Origin of the sequence: Parvibaculum sp. (assembly GCF_030651915.1) — a bacterium.
In the GTDB taxonomy this organism is placed as follows: Bacteria; Pseudomonadota; Alphaproteobacteria; order Parvibaculales; family Parvibaculaceae; genus Parvibaculum.
In genome coordinates this window covers 82,819-106,678 of the sequence record NZ_JAUSBV010000010.1, presented here as the reverse complement: position 1 = coordinate 106,678, position 23,860 = coordinate 82,819, and the positions used below count along the sequence as shown (strand labels likewise).

The following is a 23,860-nucleotide window of genomic DNA, read 5'->3' as shown; positions in this document are numbered from 1 at the left end:
TCTTACTTTACCGTGTGACTGTCGATGACAAGCTCGTAGCCATGGACATGGTTGCGAAGTCTTGATGAACCCTCCCACGGATTCGCCTCCGGACGAACCACTTCGACAAGCAGGTTGCCATTTCGAAAAATTCGACGTGCACCACTTCCGGAGCTGACGAAATGGGCGCCCACAAGCGCCTCGCGTACTGCCTCGTCCGAGGCATAGACGAGCATGAAATCGACGAGGAGGCGCTGCATCGGTAGACTTTCCGGCGCAATGCCGCGCCTGACGACAATGGCGCCTTCATGCCACTCTATCGTCACGATATGAGGGCCGGACGGCACTGCCATTGCCAATGCGAATCGCGATGACGTTACTTCGACGATGGTTTGGAAGCGGTCGTTCCGGCGACCAAAGCTGCTGCGCACAAGTTGAACCGCATTCGCATCGGCACCAAACGGCGGTCGCACAGGCAAAGTGAACGAAACGCCAGGGGCTATCTCCAGACGAGTGGGCAAAGGTGAAACGCCGGACGCACACCCCGCAACAAAAAGCAGAGCAGGAAGGATGACACAAATTAACCGCATAGCGACTTAACCATCCCGAGATACTTGTCGGGCTCGCGAACGAACGGATTTTTCTCGTCCCAGGCATATCCCGCCAAAACCGACGTAATCATCCCCTTGACCTGGTTCGCATCCGTTCGCCCACTGAAAATGATCTTCTGCAGAGAGCCATCGTACCAGCCGCTCACATAGGCGCGGAAGACCTCGACGCCGCGACAGAGCGGTCGAGAAAACTCAACGTCCCAATCCGGCGCTTCTCCATTCAATTGCTTTATCAGCGTGTGGGTGGCCAGAGACGCAGATTTAAGCGCGATGGTAACCCCCGATGAGAAAACCGGATCAAGAAATTCCCCGGCATTTCCAAGCAACGCATAGCCGTCTCCTGTAAGGCTACTGACGCGGCACGCATATCCGGAAATTTCGCCTACATCGCGCACCCGCTTCGCGTTGACAAGAAGTTCCGACATAAGGCCGGATTCCGCGACCAGCGCCGAAAGTTGTTCCTCGCGTGTGGATCCATAAGGCAGGAGGTGCTCGGGCTTTCCGACCACACCCATGGAACAAAGCCCGTCCGCCAGCGGAATGAGCCAATACCAAATTTCGTTGTTGAGCGGATTGACGGTAATCAGAATCTTGTTGCGGTCATATGCTCGCACCGGGATGTTGTCTTCGACATGGGTGAAGATCGACATTCGATTCGGAAAGCTTGTCGGCGTCTCGAGATCGAGTAGCCGTGCGAGAACACGTCCAAAACCGCTTGCATCGAGAACAAAGCGCGCCGTGATGTCGCGCTCGGCTCCGGCTTCATCACGTACGGTAAGGCGCGGCATGACCGGATCTGGCTGCATCGCAACAACGGTCTGTCCAAAGCTCACCTTCGCGCCCTTGCGCACTGCGCCGCGCGCAAGCAGATCATCAAACTTGTCACGACGGACTTGAAAGGTCGTGCCCCAACCATTGGCGCTCTTCGTGCGGAAGTCAAAACACTCCTCTTTATCGCCGCACCGAAAGATGGCCCCATTTTTGTGCTGAAATCCGGCTTCAACGACGTCACGCAAGAGATCGGCTTCGGCGAGCCACTCCATCGCCTGCGGCAGCAGGCTTTCGCCGATGGAAAAACGGGGAAAATGCACCCGCTCCAACACCTCAACCGAAAAGCCCGCATCGACAAGCATTGCTGCCGCGACCGACCCTGCCGGCCCGGCACCAATAATGACCACGTCAGGATTCAATTTCGTCCCCACTCGAAATGTCGGCCCGACGCCCCCTTGCGAAAGGCGAAAGCGCCAACGACACAAAAATGCCGACCGCTACGGTGACCCCGAAACTCCTGACGGGCAAGACCGAACTTAGACTGAGAAGCCCCAGTGAAATACAAGTCATGAGAGCTGCCAGAACAATGCCGACCCGTGTCCATTTACCAATCTCGCCCGGGTGTTCCCGTTGAAATATTGCGTAATCGACCCCTGCGCCGAGCACCAGAAACAGGCCCATGGCGGAGAAGAATGAAAATGGCAGGCCGAGCATCATGACAATGGTAGGCGTTATAACGACGGCGAGAAGGGCCGGCAGCAGGACCCTGAGTGCCGAAAACTCGCGATAGATTCCCAGCAGCATGAGACCTGTCATGAAGCAGGCGGCGGCGACGCCAAATGTGGCAAGCCGCCGGTACTCCCCAAAAAGAGCGGAATAGAGGTCGGCCGGATCCACAAACTGCCAAGCCCCCGCACCGATCGACGGCAACGTGACTGTGCGCGTCACCGGCATGAGGGACCAGTGGACCCCGGACACCTCCCCCCGCAGCGAAGCGACAAGAGCTGGAAGATTTATCTGACCGACGTCACCAGCCTCATAGGCATTCGAACCGTTCGAGCTAAGTTCCGCCATAAGCTTCGGCAGGAAAGGTGCAATAAGACGTGTCTCAAGAAGCTCGGCGTCGCGCGCCTTGGTACCAGCCGAAGGGTCCAGACGGCTCGCTGCAAAAATGATCGCCTGTGTATCTTCGGGGGGAAGCAGCGCAAGCAGCATCTCCTCACCACGAATGGCATCGGCAGCGGAATCTCCGCGAACCAGAATGAAGGCACTCGACGCTTCAAAGCCGGAAAGCTCGCGAAGACGCGCCTCTTCCATACCCAAGGTTTGCGACGGTGCTTGCATCCCGCGTACATCATCGAGAATTCCACCGGAGCGCCAGCCAACTGCCAACATAAGAAGTGCGAGAAAGATGACGAGTCCCCGCCACAGCGGCGCCGGTGTCCGCGCCAGATAGTATCCTGCGCGGCGGGAAATCCACGCCGCACCCGGCCCCGTCGCCATACGGCCACCTTCGATGAGCGGAATAACCCAGAACGTGGCGAGCCAAGCGGCAACAAGGCCCGACATACCAAAGACGGCCATCTGCCGAAACGCCGGAACAGGAAAGACAAGCAGCGCCGCAAACGCACCGACCGAAGTCAACATGCCGAGCGTTAGCGGCTTGAAGAGATGCGCCCTTCGCTGTACCTGGCTCGTTGGTGCATCGCCAATTCCGGTCACGAGATAGTAGGTCGTATAGTCGACCACCATGCCAATCAGCGCCGCACCAAATACAAGCGCCATGACATGCACATTGCTGAAGACGAGCAGAGTTACAGCTAGACCCGTCGCAAGCGCGTAGGCCACCATGATGATCGCGAGAACAGGCGCACGAAGAGTGCGAAACGTCAGCCAGTATAAAAGGAAAATGGCCGCAAGCGTGATACCGCCAATTAGCGAAACCTCCGACCGCGCCTGCATCGCGCCATGAGTGGCGTGAAAAATTGCACCACCCCGCAAGAGCACAAGCCCTTTCGGCTCCCACTCCATTCGCCAGCTCGCAACTGCCGCGGCGATGTCATCCTGAACGTCGAGACGAAAAACCGATGCGGAGATACTTCCAGATAGCATTTCCGCCGCTGGCACATCGCCCACAAAGACACCTGGTGCCAGGCAGTCTATCAGGCGATTGGTGAGAAGAAAGGGATCGCTCTTCAGCAGCCCTCCCATACCGACCATCGACGGCGCATACCATTGGCGTAACGCGTGGTCGACGATTGCACTGCCCCCACTCGCCTCGAGAAGAGCGCGATCGTCAGGGCACAAAAGCCTCGCGCGATGGAAAAACAGCCACTTCCAAAGCGCCTCGCCATCGACGTCGGCCGCATTGAAATGGCCAGTATCCGTGAGGGAAGCGGACAATGCGTCAATCGCGATACGGCGCTCCCCGGGCGTTGCCCCTTCTATGACGAAGACAACCCTGTTCGAGGCCACCTCACTCGCGCGGACAACTGCCGCTGCAAGAACAGGATCGTGTGCATCCCCCGGAAGAAGCGACATAATATCGGTGTCGATCGCGTCCGGTATTCGTAATGCGGAGAGAATTAGTGCAGCGGCGAAGCCGAGACCGATCAGAACGGCTGGCCATCGCGCAAGACTCACGACGCGCTGTCCATAGGCAGAAATTCGATGACTTGAAGATCACCTCTCCCTCCGCCGATCTCGACACGTGCAACATCGCTGCAACCTCGCACCTTGATCGTTTCGATGACTGCCTTCATACGTTCTTGACGAGGCACCAGGAGAATCTCCCAATCGCCCCCCTCAAGCGTCAGCGGCGCGGATACGATGAAGAGTGATTCAAGTTCGGTCCATTGACCCTGCATCACAGCAGTGACAGAACGCGCGATGCTCGCACCCATGTTGATCGAGCCCGCGCGGACCGGCTGCGGCGCCTCGCCATCAACAGATTCCGTAATGCCGTCGGCGGTTATCACCATCTCCACATTGAACGGCTTTGTCATGTGCCAGACGATCCGTCCCTCACCCGCACGTAACACGCCCTCCGAACTGAGCGTCTTCGACATACCCTCAATTTGGCGCTCCTGCATGAAGCGTCGTTCAACGGTCTTTTCGTCAAATGAGTCGGGCGTGGAACACGTCACTGCATATACAGGCGTGGAAAGAAAAATCATCGAAACGGCGACCACAAGAAGCTGGGGGCAGCCTATGAAAGCCATCGCGCAATTTTTCCGCGTAAGACCGGTGGCGTTTCCCATTGCATTTCCTTCGTCTCGATATCGAGTGCAACATGAACAGTGTGGCCCCGTGTAATCTTAAGTCCGGATTGAGGGTCACGGAGCAAATAGTCGATTTTAAGGCGATTTTCCCACTCAACGATGCCCGCCACAACCTCAACCTGCCGTCCGAGTTCCAGAGGACGGTAGTACCGGACATGCATGTCGATAACCGGCCACGCATAGCCCGAATCCTTCATTGCATTGTATCCATATCCAATCTTCGAAAGGAGGGCGACGCGACCGATCTCGAAGTACTTTGCATAGTTTCCGTGCCAAACGATGTTCATCGGATCGAGGTCGTAGAACTGAACATTGAACAACGTCGAGGCGGTCACGATAGCCTTCACCGGTCTGCCTCCGCCCAGTCGATCATCCATGCCTGCCGGCCAATGCCTGCACAGAGATTGCTCAGTAAATGGTCGATTGGGCGGTCCTCCTCGATGAACGGAATGACCGATTGCAGTGTATTGGCAAAAACGGAAAGTGGACCTGCAAGATCGCCAGCCGAAACCTCCCCGCTCCGGATACGCAAGCGCAGCGCCTGGATACACGCAACGGAATGTGCAGCCGCAACCTGCTCGGTGAGTTCCAGAACACGCAGCGCGTCACGAGCCGCGATAGTACCCATCGAGACCTTGTCCTGGTTATGACATTCCGTGGAACGGGAAAAGACACTGGCCGGCATGGTGAGCTTCAGTGCCTCGGCGGTCCATGCGGAGGTGGCAATCTGCAATGCCTTCAGCCCATGATTGATGGCCGCGCGCGGCCCTGTTACACCCGAAAGATTGGCTGGAAGTCCGTTGCTGAAACGCGTATCGACCAGCAGCGCCATCTGCCGATCCATCAGATCGGCGATATTCGCCACAAGATTCTTCAGACTGTCCATCACGAAAGCGACATGGCCTCCATAGAAGTGGCCGCCATGCAGTATGGCCCCGCTATCAGGGTCAACCAACGGGTTATCATTGGCGCTATTGATCTCGATTTCGAGCATTTCGCGAAATCCGGGAAGCACGTCTTCGAGCACACCGACGACATGTGGTGCGCAACGGATTGAGTACCGGTCCTGCAAGCGCGATGGCTCATGATGCATGGCGAACGCGGCAAGGTCTTCGCGGATACGCGCCGCGACAAGCATCTGACCGGGATGTGGTTTAGCCAAGTGGAGTCGTCCATCGAAATGGGCCGGATTGCCCATCAGTGACATGCAGGCTAGCGAAGTCAGGCGTGTTGAAAGGCGGGAAAGGTAAGCCGCTCGCGTAAACACAATAGCACCGAGGCCAGACATGACCGCGGTGCCGTTCATCACCGCCAGGGCCTCTTTCGGGCGCAGTGTGATCGGCGTAAGCCCCGCTTCCCGGAAGGCATCGGCCGCCATCATTTCGCGGTCGCCGAAGCGGACCATACGTTCACCGGCAAGCGCACCGGCTATGTAACTCAATGGCGTTAGATCGCCACTGGCGCCGACCGACCCTTCAGCCGGAATCATCGGCAAAATGTCGCATTTCAACATTTCGGTCAGCAGTTCGACCAGCCCCAGGCTGACGCCGGACCAGCCCTGAACCAGCGATGCGAGACGCACGGCCATGACGGCGCGCGTTTCCTCCGCCGTTAGAAAACGGCCCAGGCCGACGCCGTGAAACCGAGTAAGATGCAACGGCAGCTCCGCAACGAGATCGTCCGCAATCGGTGTTGTGCAAGAGTCGCCAAAACCCGTCGTGACACCGTAGATCATCCCGTCACGACGCAACGTTTCATCAACATGGACGGCCGAACGGGAAATTCTGTCGCGAAACGCGGCGCTATCATCCAAGCGCACGGAAACAGCGCGCGTTGAAATTGACGCGATGCCGCCGATCGTGAGACGCGCCCCACCAAAGACGACTTCGCCTGTAACGTCGTCCATCACCACGTCCACCTTCACTGCCCCTCTAACTGCCCGGCTGGTTCTGGCGGCTTGAGCCCCCCAGGATGCCAGAAGTCGAAAAAATTGAACCATTGCAAAGGCGCAATACGCAAATGACTTTCGAGACGCTCGGCATATCGCGCCACTGAGGCGGAGATCGCTTCATTCCTGCCTTTCCGCGGCAACTCGACCCTCTCCGCGAAGCGCTCGAAATAGATGCGGTGATGCGCCCCCTCGCGTAAACAGAAGAGAAGATGAACCGGGCACTTGAGAAGACCGGCCAGAATATGTGGCCCCTGCGGAAAAGGCGCGGGCTTGCCGAGGAATGGCACCCAGCTGATCCGCTCATTTCCGGTCACCGGTATTCGATCACCGGCCATAACGACCCAGTCACCATTCGCCACCGCCTCTTGAAGCAGGATCGCTGTATCTGGCCCGACCTCTGTAACTTGAATGACACGGACGGTGGAAGACTCCGAGAGTTCATTGACAAGCCGATTGAAGTGAACGGCGTGAGCCGTATGAACCAGCACATTGATGCGCCAACGAAGTCGAAGCGTCGCGATTGCACGCAGGACTTCAGGGTTGCCGAAATGCGCGGTGAATATTACCGCGCCTTGGCCCTGCTTCTTGGCTCGGTCGAATTCACCTTCATCGACTCCACATACCGACGATGCCGGAATCTTGCCCGTCCATGCAGCAAGTTTGTCGATCGCCGAGGAAGCAAAGGTCAAGAAGTGCCGAAACGACAAGAACAAGTCGGGCGCCCGTGACACAAAACCCATCTCATGAGCGCGCCTGAGATACAAGAGTGAACCCCGGCGCTGCTCTCCTCCAGTCAGGAAAAAGAAAAACACGACCGGTGCCAAAGCAACGAGACAAACGCGACGGCCGAGCACCTTGTAGATAGCGCCCAAAATCCAGAGTCCCGCATAGCTGCCCCGCTCACCGATCGCGGCCCAATGCCGCGATGATCGGCGGCGTACCCGGATGCGCGAGAAAAGAAGAAACGGCAGACGCATTAACATCAGAAAGAAGAGCTTCGCATGCATACCCGACAGTCGCAGATTGTCGTCCCACATTGCGAAGTTCGAATAATTTCCCGGCGGATAAGTAACGGGAACCGGAAATGTAACGACATCAACACCACGCCAGACAAGCCTCACAAGTATTTCGGTGTCAAAGGCCATGCGTTGGGCAACACACACCGACCGCGAGATGGCCAGAGTCGCCGCGATGGGATAGATGCGAAAACCGCACATGCTGTCTACTATCCGGAAGGACGCGGTGTTGATCGAAACCCATATGTGGGTAATCCAGCGAGCAAAACGACGGCTGCGCGGGACCGTCTCATCGTAAACGGGTTCGCCAACGACGAGCGCTGTCGGATATGCGCTGGCAAGACGCAACAGATCGGCGACACGCGCAAGATCATGTTGCCCATCGGCGTCGATCTGCAACGCATGTGTGAAGCCGCGCGCCTCAGCCCGCTCAATGCCATCCAGAACTGCAGCACCCTTGCCGCCATTGAAATGGCGCCTCAACAGCTCCACGCCGTCGTGTGCGGCACATATGCCCGCTATACGACGGGCATCGTCTGGTTCGTTTCCATCATCGACAACGATGACCGGCAATCCCTGCATGCGCAGACCGGAGACGATGCCATCTAGGACGCTCACGTGATGATATGTTGGGATAACCACACAGGGTTTTACCGCGTTCACGAACTGCCCCTGAGCGTGCCGCTCGCAACCACCTCGCCCTCGCGGCTATACTGGAAATCAAGACGCGATCCACTCTTGACCAGCGTAAGTGATATCCGCTCATCCGGCTGCATGACATGGCGAAACTTAACGCGGGACATCTCCCTTCCGTCGAAGGCGCTGCCCCACGTTCGTTCGGCAAGCAAAGCCGCAATGTGAAGCTGGGCGACACCCGGAAGTATGGGTTGGCCGGGAAAATGCCCCTCAAACCAGCGCAACTCGGGTTGCAGCCGAAGCTCAAAGCGCGCGCGACCTCCGCTGATGTCACTCGCATCGATCTGCGGCAGTTCGGCTGATCTGAAGAGCGCGCGAATGTCGGCAGCGACGCGCTTGCCTTGCGCGTTCTCATGAATCCGCTGCACAAAACGCCAGAAACGGGGCAATTCCATCGGCTCAAGTCGATCTTTAAGCGCGGTACGCAGGTGCCTTGAGTAGCGAAAACGCCCCATTGTGGCGAGCAGCGTTTGATCGTTCTCATGCACGACGACGGCAGCGCCGAGCGCACCTTGTCGGGCGGGCAGATCGATGACGGCAACATCTACGACGTTGGGCAGATTCCTGAGCGCATCTTCAACACGCTGCAGAGAAACGCGTTTGCCCTCTATTTTGACAATGCGATCAAGACGGCCACCCAGCGTAAAGCGGCCATCTTCCGAAATAGCGACGGCGTCTCCCATCGACAGAAACTCGTCATGTCCGGTGAACGGCGAACGCACGGCAAGAGCACCCTCCTCGTCGGCACGAACCGAGACCCCGGGCAAGGCTGTCCATGGAACGGATTTTCCCGTCTGCTGCCGCCACGCTACTCCTCCGGTTTCCGTGCTACCCAAAACCTCTATCGGCGTGACACCAAATTGCGCAGAAGCAAATGCCGCTGCATCGGTCGACAACGGCCCACCGGAGGAAAAAATAGCCGACGGCACATGCGGAAGGCGAACCGCATTGGGGATACGGCTCAAATGCGCGGGACTCGAAACGATGACGCCGTTCGGTTCGAGATGTCCGGCGACAGCTTCCCAGGTCTCGTACTGTCGCGAAAAAAATCGCACGCCCGTTGCAAGTGGCCAGAGCACACGGAAAAGAATGCCGTAGATATGCTGATGCGAGACCGTTCCCAGGACCACGCCTCGTGGCGCACCCCAGAGACGGCCCAGCGCCTCGACCTCCGCCGCTAGCTGCCTTGTCACCTTCATGCAGCGCTTCGGTTCCCCTGAAGAGCCGGATGTAAAGAAGCCGATCCGGCCTTCCGGCACAGTCGGAAGACCCTCGGCCTGCTGGTGCCCCGCATAGGCGGAAACCGAAATCGACTTGACCCCCTCAAGATCGCTGATGAACGCGCCAGGATGGACGCCGATCTCATTTAGATACTCATGCGCGGCATGACCCGGCAAACACACGTCGCGGCCCGCAAGCAACGCGCCGGCAAGTCCCACGACGAAGTTCGCTGCGTCTTCGCAAAAGACAAAGACCGGACCATCGTCCCCGCTCAGGCGCTCCGCCATCGACAGGGCTGCGCCGCGAATGGTACCCGCTGTCGCATTTCGTGTTCCATCCGTGGCGACAGGCGTGTCGTTCGGTGCAGTCGAGAGACGCTGCCACAAGTCCTTGGTCATGGCGCCCCGCTCTGCGAACGCACGCGTTGGCGCACAAAGAACTCACCGACAAAAAGAAGCCCCGCGATCAAATAGCTGATGAAGCCATTATAGAGGCCCCAATAAAAAAGGTCGTTCTGTTGAACGGTCCAGAGCGCAACAAGGCCATTGAACGCAAAAAAAACAATCCAGACTTCTGTCACCTTGCGCGTATAGCGAACGCCGCGCTCATCAAGATCCGGTTCGACAATGCGGGCAAAACGCTCAACCATGCTGGGGGGCTTGACGAGTGTGGCGGTGAAGACAACGAACAAACCAGCACTCATGAAAACCGGGTAAAGCATTGCCGCCAGGTCTGGGGCGAAACTACCGACAGCCAGAACCGCAACAACAACAGCAATGAGACAAAGTGTCATCGCCACCGGAACAGGCGCGGTCCGCGGCAACAAGATGCGCGCAGCAATACAGGCCACAAGCGCAATGATAATTGGCCATGGGCCAATCCAGCGCAAACCGATCGCTGTCCCGATCGGGATCAGCAACATTGCGACCGTAACCGCTGTGTCCCAGGAATCAGGACGCTTGGTCGAGAAGCTCATGGACCTGGTCGATAACATCGCGAACCGTCCGCACCGACCGAAATTGCTCCGCAGAGACCTTGCGGCCGGCGAATTCCTGAAGTTTCAGCACCAGATCGACGGCGTCGATACTGTCGAGGTCGAGGTCGTTCGCCAGATGGGCATCGAGCGAAATCCGCTCCTCCGGAATCTCGAAGAGTTCCACGAGAAAGCCCTTCAGCATTTCATAAATCTCATCTCGATTCATGTTGCGGGACCCTGCTGTCGAGCAACAAATCGGGCCAGTTCTCTCACACTTGAAAAGTAACTCGCTAGATTTTCATCGCTTGAGTCGATCTTCACGCCAAACACCTTCTGAATTTCGATGCCGATCTCAAGTGCATCGATCGAATCGAGGCCGAGGCCCTCCCCAAAGAGAGGCTCATCCTCGTCGATGTCCTGCACAGAAATATCCTCCAGATTCAGAGTCTCAATGATCAGGCGCCGAATTTGATCTTCAAGCCGCTCCATGGCCCACTTCCCCCATCAACCAGCCGGCCAAATACTCGTTTAGGCGCCGCGCGGCAATCGACGGCACAGACTCACCTATATATGTCTGGGTTTCAACCAGTCCGTGTACCGTGATTGTGAAATGCATTCGGCGCGGCGGAATATGGTACCATTTCTGGCCTTTCATCAAGGTCGGTGGCTCGCATTTTATGGTTACGAGCCGAATGGGCGAACCCGCCCTGATTGCGATATTGGCCACCCCGCGTTGCAGCTTCACAGGCGCACCGGGAACCGTACGGGACCCCTCCGGAAACACGATGAGGTTGTTGCCGCCGGCGAGCGCCGCAGCACAATCCGCCAGCAGCGTTTCGGGGTCGCCGTCGTTGCGAAGGTAATTCGTCGCTGTGACAACGCCGCGCATGAAGGGATTTCGCCAGATATCCGCTTTCACGATGCATTGCGACCGGTGCATCATCGACATCAGCAAAACGACATCAAGGAGTGTCGGGTGGTTTGCGACGACGAGAACACCCGTATCCTGCGCCAGCGCTTCGGCATTGTGCGTTTCAAACTCGATTACGCCCATCACAATCATGAAATTGCGATGTAGTCGAAACATCGTGTGGACGAACCGTTGTGCATATTGAGCACGCGCCTCACGGTCCCGCACCACCAGGTTCATTACTGGAAACACGGTGAGTGAAAGCACGAGGCCTCCTATGCCAAAGAAGGAAAAGGAAAGACCCGTACCAAATAGCCGCCAGATATAATCAAGCCGCAGCATCGGTGTTCCCTTCGAACGACCAGAGAGAACCTTGCGAACGCCAACGCAGCGTCTCAAGAGTATCGCCCCGCAAACGTGAAATGATTTCCCGGGCCAACAGTTCCGCATGGGGAGCGTCGAGAACGTCGCCGTGTTCCCCGGTATCTTGGGTGCGCATCAGGGAGACGTGAGCGTGTGCACCTGCTTCAGCAGAAAGACGGAGCCCAAATGCCAATCCGCCCCTGTCACAATCGGCAACCTCGCGGTAAATCTCCGGTAGAGGGAGATCCACGAATATCAGCACGAGCTTCAAATGTGGCCGCTCGGCAAGGCGGAGCCATGCTTCCATAAGACCCGTCGACAGTGTCTGTGTGCCCGCCGCTATAGCCGTGTGACCGATCCGTGCCTTGCGCGCAAGATCGAGCACCCCGGGAACAGTATTGTGGACCGACATGGAAAAGCCGGCTGGCGACATGGGCTCCCCTTCGAGAAGCGAGGTAAGAAGCTGATGAGCAAGGGCGACATCGCCATAGCGTGAACAGAAGACAATATCTGAATCGCTCTGCGGGGCCACGCCAAGGCCACAGGCAACCCCCATACGCGCCAACGGCCTTAGGCGACGTCGCAGATTGACGGGGATATCCGCCTCCTCCGCACAATCGCCAAGTCGCCGCGCGGGGGCATCATCTGTCGGGAGCAATATCGCCGCCCACGACTCCACATACGCGGCCGTGAGACCGGTCGGGACGGACAACGTGCGGTCGATCTGCATCGCCAGCCCTCCCTGATACAGTGAAATACTGGCTCTTCTCAGTCAGCTAGCCTGACTGACTTCGCCCTTGAGCATGACACCCGACATCAGGAAGCCGATATGGCATTCGTAGTGCGTGTCACTCTTTACTTCGTTCGAACGAAAATAGCTGCGAATATTGACGACGGCGTTGCCGCCCAACTGATTTGCACGCTCCTGAAGCCCAATGAATCTCGAGAGCGCCACGCGTTGGCATGTCACTTCGTCGGACTTGGCGAAGGCATTGGTCCGCTTGTTCGAAACAATTTCGCCAAAGGACTGTGTGACTTGCGGATGCCCTGTATCACCAAAGTAGAAGGCAACCGAGCCATTCAAAGCGGATTGGGCGTCTGGCGTCGCAAGAGCCAAATCTACCGGCATCATCACAACCTTGTCCGCGGCATGCGCAGACGCAATGCCAAGCCCCAGAAACAGAGACGAAACCGCAACCGCGAATCGTAATTGAGAACTGAACCCCCTGCTCATGCACTTCCCCCCTGCGGCCGAACTGTCGAACATCCGCTCAACCTCTGGTAGAAAATGGAAAATTTCAAGCTGTTAATCATCGCTCGAAGGAGCGGCGCAACGCCGGAACGGCCCGGTTGATTTTATTGATGTCTGGGACCCGGACCGCCGAGGCGCATGGCGCCTGCCCCCGCCCGAGGCCGCCGGAGCGCGGAAATCCTTCCACAGAAAATATCAACTAAATCAAATGCTTATCTTGCGGATTGGCGGAGAGGATGGGATTCGAACCCACGGTACAGCTTTACACTGTACAACGGTTTAGCAAACCGCCGCCTTCAGCCACTCGGCCACCTCTCCGGTCCCCCGTGTATGCCCAAGAACGGGCCTGGCTTCAAGCGCGATATCCGTCCTGCCCCCAACAGGGGCCCCCTAGCGTCCCGATTTGCCGTGATACCGGATCAGCCCCTCTTGGGCGACCGAGGCAACAAGCTGGCCCGCCCGCGTATAGATGCTGCCCCGGTTGAATCCCCGCGCACCCGATGCCGACGGGCTGTCTTGCGTGTAAAGCAGCCATTCATCGCTGCGGAACGGCGCATGAAACCACATCGCATGATCGAGACTGGCCGTCTGCAGCTTCCCCGAGAGCCAGCTCACACCGTGAGGCCGGATGCAGGTATCGAGCAACGTCATATCTGACGCATAGGCCGTTATACACTGATGCAGGGCCGGGCTGTCGCCGACCTGCTTGCGGGCCCGAAACCAGACATGCTGCATCGGCTCCATTGGCGACGGGTCGATATAGTCCTGCGGGTTGACCGGCCGGATTTCGATTGGTCGAGGTCTGGCAAAATGCTTGGCGATTTCGGGCGGCAGGCGGCCCTCGATGGCTTTCCGCAGTTCGCGTTCGTTCGGCAGATCTTCCGGTGCGGGCACATCGGGCATCGTCGCCTGATGCTCAAAGCCCGTCTCCGGCACCTGGAATGACGCCGCAAGATTGAATATCTGCTTGCCGTGCTGGATTGCCACCACGCGCCGTGTGGTGAAGCTCTTGCCGTCGCGCGAACGATCGACTTCGTAGAGGATCGGAATTTTCGGGTCGCCCGGCCGGATGAAATAAGCATGCAGCGAATGGCATATTCGCTCGTCGACAGTCCGGTAGGCCGCGACCAGTGCCTGCCCGATCACCTGCCCGCCGAACACGCGCTGCCAGCTCACGTCCGGACTGTGGCCGCGAAACAGGTTCACTTCGATCTGCTCGAGATCGAGGATTTGAATGAGGTCTTCGACCGCATTTGTGTCGGCGCTCGGACCGTTGTTGGCGGAATTGTCGGTCATGGGCCCGGTCTCTCCTGTCGCGCGACGCTGGCGAAAAGCCGGAACATAAGCGGCCGCTGCGGGGCTGTCACCGTCTTTGGAGAAGGGGGTAGAACGAATCGACCCGGCAAATCACTGGCTAGCCAGCCATTCGCGCGCCTGGCGCTGCGCTTCCGCGATCTGGGTTGGCGTCATCTCGACGGTAAGTTCGGCCCTGCACATCCGCGCCGCGTTGCTGCCTTTCATCGCTGCCAGGTTGAACCACTTATGCGCGGTCACGAGATCGACATCAACGCCCCTGCCCGTCGAATACATCAGGCCGAGATTGTAAAGCGCATCGCACTTTCCACCCTCGGCGGAAAGTTCGCCCCTCTCGATCCCGTCGAGCTGCATACGCGCCATCCCGGTTCCTCCTCAAAGGAACGGGGCGCCCCCGGCCCATTGCCCATCTGCGCCCGCCGTTCATCGAAGAAGCAAGGAAACCCCCTTGCCCATGGAACCACTTTCCATGACCCCCCTGAAAAAATGGTTAACGTCTGACTCACCAAAAACGGGCCGGCGCGGTGCCGTTCAGACGTTCGGCACGGCCATGCCGCGTTGCACACCGGGCCGGGCGCCAACCTCGGCCAGCCAGCGCCGCGCGTTAGCCGCCTCGCCGACGATCTCAGGCTTCAGTCCGGCGATCAGGTCGAGCGCCGGCGCAATCCACGGATAGGTAATCATATCGGCGATCGAATAGTCGCCGCCGAGGAACGGCGCTTCGCCGAGCCGCTTGTCGAGAACGGCGATCAGCCGTGCCGCTTCGCTTGCATAACGGTCGATCGCATAGGGGATCTTTTCGGGCGCCACATTGGCGAAGTGGTTGAGCTGCCCGAACATCGGGCCGACACCGCTCATCTGCCACATCAGCCATTCGAGCGTCTTGGCCCGCTGCGCGCCCTTGGCGGCCAGAAACTTGCCGGTCTTTTCGGCAAGGTAGATCAGGATGGCCCCGGACTCGAACACGGGAAGCGAGCCGTCATCAGCGTCATGATCGACAATGGCTGGAATGCGGTTGTTCGGGCTGATTTTCAGGAAGCCCGGCGCGAACTGCTCCGCCTTACCGATATTGACCGGGTACACTTCATAGGTGAGCCCGGCCTCCTCCAGCATGATGGAAACCTTGCGCCCGTTGGGTGTCGTCCAGGTATAGAGATCGATCATGCGCCCCCCGTCATTCGCATATGCGAGAAACCGCATGCTGCGCTCCCGCCGGTTGATGGTCGACGGCGTATAGGAACCATGCGGGATAAAGTCGAGGCGGAAGATCAGTAGGCGACCGTCACCTCGACGTGATGATGCCGGTGTTTCTCGCAGACATAGGGCACGACGCGATATTCGCCGGCGGCAAGCCGAGTGCCAACCGCCATGTCAGCAACCAGAAAGTCAGCGACAGTTCGCCCCTCTGTATCGCGGATCGAAAATCCATAGGTGCCGTACATGACCCGGACGATAGTACCGTCGCGCGGCACCACAAGCGCCCGGCCCCAGAGGTTCTCGGTGCCATAGGCATCTTTCTTGACCATGCTCCCGGTTCCGGTCACCGTATCTGCACCTGCGGCTTGCGGCGCCAAGGCGGCCGCTGCCGCGAGCAGCATCGCCCGCATGTAAACGCGCATCGTAAATCCCTCCGGAATGCAAACAGCGCCCCCGGTTTCCCGGAAGCGCCGCCAGCTTAGCATATACGGACCGTCCGTTAAGTCCGGTCCAGTAATTCATTGTGCGCGTTGCCCGAACAGGATTTGACGTGCCTGCGCGGTTTCCTTGATCTTGTCGCCGATGAAGCCCCGGCGCCGACAGCGCCTCAGGGCATACTCCTCCGGACCGCCAGCCAGGAACCCGCCTGACCGAACTTGTCCCACAGGAATTGAATCTCGTCGACCGGCGAGACGATGGGCTTGGCCCGCCATCGGACCAAGCCCAGCCATCTGCCAGAACAGCCATTGGTCGACCTCAACTCTCGAGCGCTCGCCGGCAAGATAGAACTTCCTGCCATGAGGCCGAGATATTGAAGGATAGCCCCCGACTCGAATGCCGAGATCGGTTTCCCCCCGGGACCGTCAGAGTCCACGATGGCTGGCATCCGGTTGTTCGACGCGATCTTCAAAAAGAGATCGCTTGAACGGGTCACCAACACCGATATTCACCGGCCGGACCGCGTAAGGCGGCTTGCACTCCTTCAGCATCGTCGAAATCTTCCAGCCGTCAGATGTTGGCCGGTAGTCGAGATCGATCACCTTGGCATCACCCCGCGATGATGCGGGACTTTGCCTGGCTGAAGAAAGCTTCGCCGCCGCCTTCGCGGGTTTTGGCCGGCGAGTATCGCTCTTTAGGCCTTCTTGACGGCCTTTTTGCGTGCCGCAGGCTTGCGCTTCGCTGCCGGCTTCTTCTTGGCGGCAGGCTTGCGCTTCGCCGGCGCCTTCTTGGCAACCGTCTTCTTCGCGGCGGCCTTCTTCACCGACTTCTTCTTGGCCGGAGCCTTCTTTTTGGCCGCTGCCTTCTTGGCGGGGGCCTTCTTCGCCGCGCTGGTCTTGGCAGCGAGCTTCTTCACGGTCTTCTTCTTGGCAGCGGGCTTCTTGGCCGCAGCCTTCTTGGCGGGGGCCTTTTTGGCAGCCGCTTTCGGTTTCGCTTTTGTCTTGGTAGCCATATTTCTCTAGCTCCTGATGTGCCGTTATCTTTGGCGACAATCTGTGTATTCGCAACGCACACGCTACGAGCGCCCTCGTACCCCTCAGGCGCACACGAATAATATGAGCGCCGAAAAAGCGCTCGGCAACACATTGCAACGGTTTTGTGCAAGCGCGCCCACCCCACTCTTGGTCGAGAGTGGTTTACAAACGGTTCACACGAGGGCCGGAAATTTTCATCAGCCGTCGGATGATAGACCGAGTTTTCGGGCGAGAATTTCGTTGACGACTTGCGGATTTGCCTTGCCAGACGTGGATTTCATCACTTGTCCGACAAACCAGCCTGCAAGTTGAGGCTTGACTTTCGTTTGCTCGACTTTATCGGGGTTTGCCGCGATGACGGCATCGATCGCGGCCTCGATCGCCCCAAAATCCGTGACTTGCCTTAGGCCTTCATCCTCGACGATTTTGGAGGGGTCGCGACCCGTTTTGTACATCGAATCAAAAATCTGCTTGGCGATTCGTCCGGAGATGGTCCCGTCCGAGATCAGATCGAGGAGCTCTCCGAGCTGTTTTGCGGTGACCGGAGACTGCTCGATCGAGTGCCCTTCGCGGTTCAGCGCGGCGAAGAAATCGCCCGTCACCCAGTTGGCGGCGAGCTTCGCATCGCGCCCCTTCGCCACCGCCTCGAAGAAGTCGGCGCGGGCGCCGTCGCTCACCAGGACGGTCGCGTCATAGGCCGACAACCCGTACGCCGAGATCAACCGCGCCTTCTTCTCGTCCGGGAGTTCCGGCAGCGACGCCCGGATTGCATCGACCTCCGCCTGCCTGAGCACCAACGGCAACAAGTCGGGATCGGGGAAGTAACGATAGTCATGCGCCTCTTCCTTGGAACGCATCGGTCGTGTTTCGCCGGTTTTCGGGTCGAACAGCCGTGTTTCCTGGTCGATCTTGCCGCCGTCTTCAAGGATGTCGATCTGTCGCCGCGCCTCGTATTCGATCGCCTGACCGATGAACCGGATCGAGTTGACGTTCTTGATTTCGCAACGCGTGCCCAGCGGCGCGCCAACCTTGCGTACCGAAACGTTAACGTCGGCGCGCAAGCTACCCTCTTCCATGTTGCCGTCGCAGGTACCGAGATAGCGCAGGATCGTCCGGAGTTTCGTCACATAGGCGCGCGCTTCCTCGGCCGAGCGCATATCCGGCTTTGAAACAATCTCCATCAGCGCCACACCCGACCGGTTGAGATCGACGAAACTCATGGCCGGGTGCTGGTCGTGCAGGCTTTTGCCAGCATCCTGCTCGAGATGCAGCCGTTCAATGCCGACAATGACAGTCCGCGCATCCGGCATGTCGAGCACGACTTCGCCCTCGCCGACGATCGGATGCTTGAACTGCGAAATCTGGTAGCCCTGCGGCAGATCCGGATAGAAATAATTCTTCCGGTCAAACACGGAGCGCAGGTTGATCTGCGCTTTGAGCCCGAGCCCGGTCCTGACCGCCTGCTCGACACAATAGCGGTTGATGACCGGCAGCATGCCCGGCATCGCCGCGTCGACAAAGCTGACCTGCGTGTTCTGTTCGGCACCGAACTTGGTCGACGAGGCAGAAAAAAGCTTCGCTTCGGAGGTGACCTGGGCATGAACCTCAAGGCCGAGGATGATCTCCCAATCGCCCGTCGCGCCCCGGATCAGGTCTTCTTCGCGGGGTTCCCGCTTGCGCATCGTGCTTTCGAAATCGGTCATCATGCTTTCCACCACGCTTCAGGTGCCGCTTTGAAGTCTGCGGCCTGCTCGACCGCGTAGGCGGCCCGCAACAGCGTCTCCTCGTCGAACGTCCGCCCGATCAGCTGCAATCCGAGCGGCAATCCGTCGGACGAGAGCCCGGCCGGCACCGAAATGCCAGGCAGTCCGGCGAGGTTCACAGGCACGGTGAAGACGTCGTTCAGATACATCGACAGCGGATCATCGGTCTTTTCGCCAATGCCGAAGGCGGCCGAAGGGGCGGTCGGCGTTAGCAGCACATCCACATCGGCGAAGGCCGCGGCGAAATCCCGCGCGATCAGCGTCCGCACCTTCTGCGCCTTCAGGTAATAGGCGTCGTAGTAGCCGGCCGACAGCACATAAGTGCCCATCAGCACCCGACGCCGCACCTCGGCGCCGAAACCGGCCGCCCGCGTCTTCTCGTACATGTCGGTGATGTCGCGGCCCTCGACTCTGAGGCCGTAGCGCACACCGTCGTAACGCGCGAGATTCGACGAACATTCCGCCGGCGCCACGATGTAATAGGTCGGCAGCGCATATTTCGTATGCGGCAGGCTGACCTCCTTGATCTCGGCCCCCGCCGCCTTCAGCCACTCGATGCCGCGCGACCACAGCGCGTCGATCTCCGCCGGCATGCCGTCAACCCGGTATTCTTTCGGAATGCCGACCCTGAGGCCCTTCACGCCCTGCCCGAGCGCCGCCTCGTAGTCCGGCACCGGCCGGTCGACGCTGGTCGTGTCCTTTTCGTCGTGCCCAGCCATCGAGGTCAGCATGATCGCCGCATCGCGCACGTCGCGCGTGATCGGACCCGCCTGGTCGAGCGACGAGGCGAAGGCGACGATCCCCCAGCGCGAGCAGCGCCCATAGGTCGGCTTGATGCCGACCGTGCCGGTAAAGGCCGCCGGCTGGCGGATCGAACCGCCCGTATCGGTCGCCGTCGCGGCAAGGCAGAGCTTCGCCGCCACGGCCGCCGACGAACCGCCCGACGAGCCGCCCGGCACCAGCCTCGTCGCGTCGCCCTTGCGCCGCCACGGATTGACGACCGGTCCGTAGAAGCTTGTCTCGTTGGACGAGCCCATGGCGAACTCGTCATTGTTGAGCTTGCCCAGCATCACCGCCCCGTCGCGCCACAGATTGGCGGTCACGGTCGACTCGTAAGGCGGACGGAAGCCGTCGAGAATATGGCTGGAGGCCGTCGTCAGCACGTCCTTGGTGCAGAAGAGATCCTTGATGCCGAGTGGCAGCCCTTCCAGCGCCCCGCCCGCGCCCTTGGCGAGCCTGGCGTCGGACGCCTTCGCCATCTCCATCGACTTTTCGGCAGTTACCGTCACATAGGTGTTGAGCGCTGTGCCCGCCGCCATCTCGGCGAGATAGGCCCCCGTCAGCTCCACTGCGCTGATCTCCTTCTTCTTCAGCGCGTCGCGGGCGGCCGCCAGCGTCAGTTTGGTCAACTCGCTCATGCTCACTCCACCACCTTCGGCACCACATAGAAGCCGTCCTCGGCGCCCGGCGCGTTCCGCGTCACTTCCTTCTGCAGGTCCTGAACCACCGCCACGTCGTCGCGCATCTTCATCGCAACCTCGACGGCGCTGGTCATCGGCTCGACGCCCTCGACATCGACCTCGCCCAACTGCTCGACCCAGTCGAGAATGCCGTTGAGTTCCTTCTCAAGCGCTTCCAGCTCATCGTCCCGCACGGCAATCCGCGCAAGTCGGGCGATGTGCCGGACCGTTTTCTGATCGACCGACATGGGCCTGCCTTGTCCTGGTTGTGAAAGCGGGGTCCGGGGGGCCGAAGCCGCCCCTTGCCCGCTGAATCGCGGGGGAACATAACAAGCTGCGGGCCAGCGCCGCAACGCCGCTGCCCTCTTTATATGAGGCAAGCGGATTGCGCCGCTCCTGCCGCCTCACTATTGTCCGGCCGGACAGATTTTTTCAAGGATGACAGCCACTTGAGCGGCAATCTGAAGTCACTGGACGAGCTGCAGCCGGCCCTGAAGCGCCATCAGCGCCTGATCGGTGTCGATCTCGGCTCGAAAACCATCGGCCTTGCCCTCTCCGACGTCTCGCTTTCGATCGCTAGCCCCCTCGAAACCATCAAGCGCACGAAGTTCGCCGCCGACGCCGCCCGCCTGCTGGCGCTGGCCGCCGAACACGATGCCGGCGGCCTCATCATCGGCCTCCCCCTCAACATGGACGGCACCGAAGGCCCGCGCTGCCAGTCGACTCGCGCCTTCATCCGCAACCTCGAAAAACTGACCGATCTCCCCATCGCCTTCTGGGACGAGCGCATGTCCACCCAGGCCGTCACCCGTACCCTGCTCGACGCCGACGCCAGCCGCGCCCGCCGCGCCGAACTGGTGGACAAATTGGCGGCGGCGTACATTCTGCAAGGCGCGCTGGACCGGCTGAAGAAGCTCTGAGCAAAGAACAAGAAGAAACGCATGCTGCCCATTCTGAATTCCCTCATCCCCGTCTTCCTGGTCATCGCGCTCGGTTTCGTCATCAAGCGGATGGATTTTCCGGGTGAAGGCCTCTGGGCGCCGCTCGACCGCCTGACCTATTACATCTTCTTTCCTGCCCTGCTGCTGCACACGCTGGCAACCGCCAACCTCGCCGATCACGACATCGGACCGATGGCCTCGGCGCTCGGCGCCGGCCTCTTCTCGATGGTCGCGATCCTGATGCTGATGAAGCAGGCGCTGCCGCTTTCCGGCCCGCAGTTCTCGTCTGTCTTCCAGGGCGCCGCGCGCTGGAACGGCTTCGTCGCGCTCGCCGCCATCGGCTCCCTCTTTGGCCCCGAAGGCGTGACGCTCGCCGCCGTCGCCTTCGCGGTGCTGGTGCCGACAGTCAACGTGCTCTCGGTGCTGATCCTGACACGCTATGCCGGCGACGAACCGGCCGGCCTCGTCGCGGTGCTGCGCCTCTTGTCGAAGAATCCGTTGATCCTCGCCTGCGCGGCCGGCATCGCGCTCAACGTCTCAGGGCTGGGCCTTCCCGGCCCGCTTGCCTCGACCTTCGACATTCTCGGTGCCGCCGCGCTGACCATCGGCCTCATCGCCATCGGCGCCGGCTTGCAACCCAAACACGCGCTCGAAACCGGCTGGATCGTCGCGCTGACCAGCGGCCTGAAACTTCTCGTCATGCCGGTGCTGATGGCAGGCTGGTGTTTCGTCTTCGGCGTCACCGGGCTTGCCGCCGCCGTCGTCATCCTCTGCGGCGCGGTCCCCGGCGCGACATCGTCCTACATCCTCGCCCGCCAACTCGGCGGCGACGCCACGCTGATGGCAAGCCTGATCACCGGCTCCACCATCCTTGCGGCAATCACCATGCCGCTGATGTTGTGGGTGTTGGGGTAGTTACGCCACCCGCGCCCGCTCCACAATCGCCGCAATATCCGCGCCCACCGGCAGCGTCCCGTAGACATCGCCCCAGTCGCGCCCGAGCCGCGTTGCGCAATAGGCGTCCGACACCGCATGAGGCGCATGGCGCAGCAGCACCGATCCCGCCGCCACCTTCGCCATCTGCTCCACCACCTGCCTTGAGCGCGCCTCCAGCGAACCGAAATCCCTGAACGCTTCCTTCAGCGCCTCCAGCGCGCCGTCATAAGCCGCATTCGCGCCCCGCGCGCCATCGAACTCGGCGAACACGACATCGAGCGCCTGCGGCTCCCGCGCCAGCGCGCGCAGCACGTCAAGGCACATCACATTGCCCGAGCCTTCCCAGATCGCGTTGACCGGCATCTCGCGATAGATGCGCCCCGCAATCCCTTCTTCCACATAACCATTGCCGCCGAGACACTCCATCGCCTCATAAGCGAGGTTCGGCGCCCGTTTGCACACCCAGTATTTGGCCACCGGCGTCATGATGCGGCGGAAGGCGGCCTCCGCCTCATCCTCATGCGCCCGGTCGAACGAGCGCGCGACGCGGAACGACAAGGCCGTCGCCGCCTCGGTTTCGAGCGCGAGATCGGCCAGCACATTGGCCATCAGCGGCTGGTCGATCAGCTTCTTCTGGAACACCGTGCGGTAGGAGCAATGATGGACGGCTTGCGAAACCGCTTGCCGCATCATCCCCGCCGTCGCCACCGCGCAGTCGAGGCGCGTATAGGTCGCCATCTCGATGATGTTCCTGACGCCCCGCCCTTCCTCGCCGATCAGCCAGCCGCTCGCGGCTTGAAACTCGACCTCCGAAGAAGCGTTCGACTTGTTGCCCACCTTGTCCTTCAGCCGCTGAATGCGGATCGCATTCGGCTCGCCGTCCGGCGTGAAACGCGGCATCAGGAAACACGAGATGCCATTCGGCGCCTGTGCCAGCACCAGAAACGCATCGCACATCGGCGCCGAGAAAAACCACTTATGCCCGGTGATGCGATATTCCGCCCCCGGCCCGCCGCCATTGACCGGCATTGCCGCCGTCGTGTTGGCACGCACATCCGTCCCGCCCTGCTTCTCGGTCATCCCCATGCCGAGCGTCACGCCGCGCTTTTCCTTCGCAGGTGCGAACCGCTCGTCATAGTCGCGCGAGAGAATGCGCGGAATCCATTCCTTGGCCAGCGACGGCTGGAACATCAGCGCCGGCACAGCCGCATTGGTCATGGTGATCGGGCAGCCATGCCCGGCTTCCACCTGCGTCATCATGTAGGTGCCCGCCAGCCGCGCCACGACAGCGCCCGGCTTCGGCTTCGCGTCAAGCCCGTCTTTCAGATGATCCCAGGGCGAACCATGCAGACCCTGCGCCACAGACATCGCCATCAGCTTGTGATAGGACGGATGAAATTCCACCCGGTCGGCGCGATGCCCGAAACGGTCGAAGCTCTTCAGCACCGGCAGATAGGCATTGGCCTGCCGCCCGAGATCGATCGTCTCGGCGCTGCCCACAAGTTTCCCGAACGCCGTCAGCGACGCCTTGGCCGCGCCCGCGCCCTCTCGCTCGACGGTCTCTTGCAGCGCCGTGTCGGAGGTATAGAGGTTGACGTCCTCCAGCGGCGGCGGCTGGTTGAAAACCTCATGCGTCGCGAAGGCCTCCGGCTGTCCCGAGCGGCTCTCCATCCCACATCCTCCTCTTTGCCTGACTTTGGCAAAGCCTAGCACCCGTTCCGGGACCCGGCCAATTCCGCGCCGATTCCGC

Annotated in this window: 24 protein-coding genes, 1 tRNA gene and 1 pseudogene; 2 read left to right on the top strand and 24 right to left on the bottom strand. The window is 60.0% G+C overall.

Annotated features, from left to right (window positions below):
• Positions 1-2 precede the first annotated feature (2 nt).
• The 23 genes and pseudogenes from Q7V31_RS14460 to gatC form a co-directional block, all read right to left on the bottom strand.
• Positions 3-569 (bottom strand): DUF3261 domain-containing protein, encoded by a 567-nt coding sequence (locus Q7V31_RS14460; RefSeq protein WP_304735305.1) that lies wholly within the window; start codon positions 567-569, stop codon positions 3-5.
• Entirely contained in the window at positions 560-1,780 is a 1,221-nt protein-coding gene (locus tag Q7V31_RS14455; protein WP_304735304.1) for an NAD(P)/FAD-dependent oxidoreductase, read from the bottom strand. The genes Q7V31_RS14460 and Q7V31_RS14455 overlap by 10 nt, the downstream gene beginning before the upstream one ends.
• Positions 1,770-4,004, bottom strand: a complete 2,235-nt coding sequence (locus Q7V31_RS14450; protein ID WP_304735301.1) for an MMPL family transporter — start codon at positions 4,002-4,004, stop codon at positions 1,770-1,772. Before Q7V31_RS14450 ends, Q7V31_RS14455 begins: the two co-directional genes overlap by 11 nt.
• Positions 4,001-4,621: an outer membrane lipoprotein carrier protein LolA gene (locus tag Q7V31_RS14445; protein WP_304735299.1), complete on the bottom strand. Its 621-nt coding sequence runs from the start codon at positions 4,619-4,621 to the stop codon at positions 4,001-4,003. The genes Q7V31_RS14450 and Q7V31_RS14445 overlap by 4 nt, the downstream gene beginning before the upstream one ends.
• Positions 4,570-4,989: a thioesterase family protein gene (locus Q7V31_RS14440; RefSeq protein ID WP_304735298.1), complete on the bottom strand. Its 420-nt coding sequence runs from the start codon at positions 4,987-4,989 to the stop codon at positions 4,570-4,572. The genes Q7V31_RS14445 and Q7V31_RS14440 overlap by 52 nt, the downstream gene beginning before the upstream one ends.
• On the bottom strand, positions 4,986-6,548 hold the full coding sequence (gene hutH, locus Q7V31_RS14435; RefSeq protein WP_304735296.1) for a histidine ammonia-lyase: 1,563 nt from the start codon (positions 6,546-6,548) through the stop codon (positions 4,986-4,988). Before hutH ends, Q7V31_RS14440 begins: the two co-directional genes overlap by 4 nt.
• A gap of 14 nt (positions 6,549-6,562) precedes the next feature.
• Positions 6,563-8,272 carry a glycosyltransferase gene (locus Q7V31_RS14430; RefSeq protein ID WP_304735295.1) on the bottom strand — a complete coding sequence of 570 codons (1,710 nt, stop codon included), beginning with the start codon at positions 8,270-8,272 and terminating at the stop codon, positions 6,563-6,565.
• Complete coding sequence (locus tag Q7V31_RS14425) at positions 8,269-9,924, bottom strand: AMP-binding protein (RefSeq protein WP_304735294.1); 1,656 nt, start codon at positions 9,922-9,924, stop codon at positions 8,269-8,271. The genes Q7V31_RS14430 and Q7V31_RS14425 overlap by 4 nt, the downstream gene beginning before the upstream one ends.
• Positions 9,921-10,502: a hypothetical protein gene (locus tag Q7V31_RS14420; protein WP_304735293.1), complete on the bottom strand. Its 582-nt coding sequence runs from the start codon at positions 10,500-10,502 to the stop codon at positions 9,921-9,923. Before Q7V31_RS14420 ends, Q7V31_RS14425 begins: the two co-directional genes overlap by 4 nt.
• Positions 10,477-10,728: an acyl carrier protein gene (locus Q7V31_RS14415; protein ID WP_304735292.1), complete on the bottom strand. Its 252-nt coding sequence runs from the start codon at positions 10,726-10,728 to the stop codon at positions 10,477-10,479. The genes Q7V31_RS14420 and Q7V31_RS14415 overlap by 26 nt, the downstream gene beginning before the upstream one ends.
• Positions 10,725-10,991: a phosphopantetheine-binding protein gene (locus Q7V31_RS14410; RefSeq protein ID WP_304735291.1), complete on the bottom strand. Its 267-nt coding sequence runs from the start codon at positions 10,989-10,991 to the stop codon at positions 10,725-10,727. The genes Q7V31_RS14415 and Q7V31_RS14410 overlap by 4 nt, the downstream gene beginning before the upstream one ends.
• Complete coding sequence (locus tag Q7V31_RS14405; RefSeq protein ID WP_304735290.1) at positions 10,978-11,754, bottom strand: 1-acyl-sn-glycerol-3-phosphate acyltransferase; 777 nt, start codon at positions 11,752-11,754, stop codon at positions 10,978-10,980. The genes Q7V31_RS14410 and Q7V31_RS14405 overlap by 14 nt, the downstream gene beginning before the upstream one ends.
• Positions 11,741-12,505, bottom strand: a complete 765-nt coding sequence (locus tag Q7V31_RS14400) for a beta-ketoacyl synthase chain length factor (RefSeq protein ID WP_304735289.1) — start codon at positions 12,503-12,505, stop codon at positions 11,741-11,743. Before Q7V31_RS14400 ends, Q7V31_RS14405 begins: the two co-directional genes overlap by 14 nt.
• Positions 12,506-12,547: 42 nt before the next feature.
• Positions 12,548-13,009, bottom strand: coding sequence for a hypothetical protein (locus tag Q7V31_RS14395; RefSeq protein ID WP_304735287.1), 462 nt, complete (start codon positions 13,007-13,009; stop codon positions 12,548-12,550).
• Positions 13,010-13,252: 243 nt separating this feature from the next.
• Positions 13,253-13,345, bottom strand: a tRNA-Ser gene (locus Q7V31_RS14390).
• Between the two features lie 72 nt (positions 13,346-13,417).
• Positions 13,418-14,323 carry an acyl-CoA thioesterase II gene (tesB, locus tag Q7V31_RS14385; protein WP_304735285.1) on the bottom strand — a complete coding sequence of 302 codons (906 nt, stop codon included), beginning with the start codon at positions 14,321-14,323 and terminating at the stop codon, positions 13,418-13,420.
• Positions 14,324-14,434: 111 nt separating this feature from the next.
• Positions 14,435-14,704: a hypothetical protein gene (locus Q7V31_RS14380; RefSeq protein WP_304735283.1), complete on the bottom strand. Its 270-nt coding sequence runs from the start codon at positions 14,702-14,704 to the stop codon at positions 14,435-14,437.
• 168 nt (positions 14,705-14,872) lie between these two features.
• The gene (locus Q7V31_RS14375) at positions 14,873-15,541 is read right to left on the bottom strand and encodes a glutathione S-transferase N-terminal domain-containing protein (protein WP_370690666.1); all 669 of its coding nucleotides are present in this window, start codon (positions 15,539-15,541) and stop codon (positions 14,873-14,875) included.
• Positions 15,542-15,609: 68 nt separating this feature from the next.
• Positions 15,610-15,960 (bottom strand): hypothetical protein, encoded by a 351-nt coding sequence (locus tag Q7V31_RS14370; protein ID WP_304735282.1) that lies wholly within the window; start codon positions 15,958-15,960, stop codon positions 15,610-15,612.
• Between the two features lie 276 nt (positions 15,961-16,236).
• Positions 16,237-16,527, bottom strand: a pseudogene (locus tag Q7V31_RS14365) (glutathione S-transferase family protein); the annotation flags it as partial.
• 680 nt (positions 16,528-17,207) lie between these two features.
• Complete coding sequence (gatB, locus tag Q7V31_RS14360; RefSeq protein ID WP_304735280.1) at positions 17,208-18,713, bottom strand: Asp-tRNA(Asn)/Glu-tRNA(Gln) amidotransferase subunit GatB; 1,506 nt, start codon at positions 18,711-18,713, stop codon at positions 17,208-17,210.
• Positions 18,713-20,191, bottom strand: coding sequence for an Asp-tRNA(Asn)/Glu-tRNA(Gln) amidotransferase subunit GatA (gene gatA, locus Q7V31_RS14355; protein ID WP_304735279.1), 1,479 nt, complete (start codon positions 20,189-20,191; stop codon positions 18,713-18,715). The genes gatB and gatA overlap by 1 nt, the downstream gene beginning before the upstream one ends.
• Before the next feature lie 2 nt (positions 20,192-20,193).
• Positions 20,194-20,481, bottom strand: coding sequence for an Asp-tRNA(Asn)/Glu-tRNA(Gln) amidotransferase subunit GatC (gene gatC / locus Q7V31_RS14350; RefSeq protein WP_304735277.1), 288 nt, complete (start codon positions 20,479-20,481; stop codon positions 20,194-20,196).
• 201 nt (positions 20,482-20,682) lie between these two features.
• Between gatC and ruvX the strand changes: the two genes are divergently transcribed.
• Both ruvX and Q7V31_RS14340 read left to right on the top strand, forming a co-directional pair.
• A complete protein-coding gene (gene ruvX, locus Q7V31_RS14345; RefSeq protein WP_304735276.1) occupies positions 20,683-21,153 on the top strand; it encodes a Holliday junction resolvase RuvX in 471 nt (156 codons plus the stop codon).
• Between the two features lie 21 nt (positions 21,154-21,174).
• Complete coding sequence (locus tag Q7V31_RS14340) at positions 21,175-22,089, top strand: AEC family transporter (RefSeq protein WP_304735275.1); 915 nt, start codon at positions 21,175-21,177, stop codon at positions 22,087-22,089.
• Here Q7V31_RS14340 and Q7V31_RS14335 read toward each other — a convergent pair whose 3' ends face one another.
• Entirely contained in the window at positions 22,090-23,781 is a 1,692-nt protein-coding gene (locus tag Q7V31_RS14335) for an isovaleryl-CoA dehydrogenase (RefSeq protein WP_304735273.1), read from the bottom strand.
• Between the last annotated feature and the right edge of the window lie 79 nt (positions 23,782-23,860).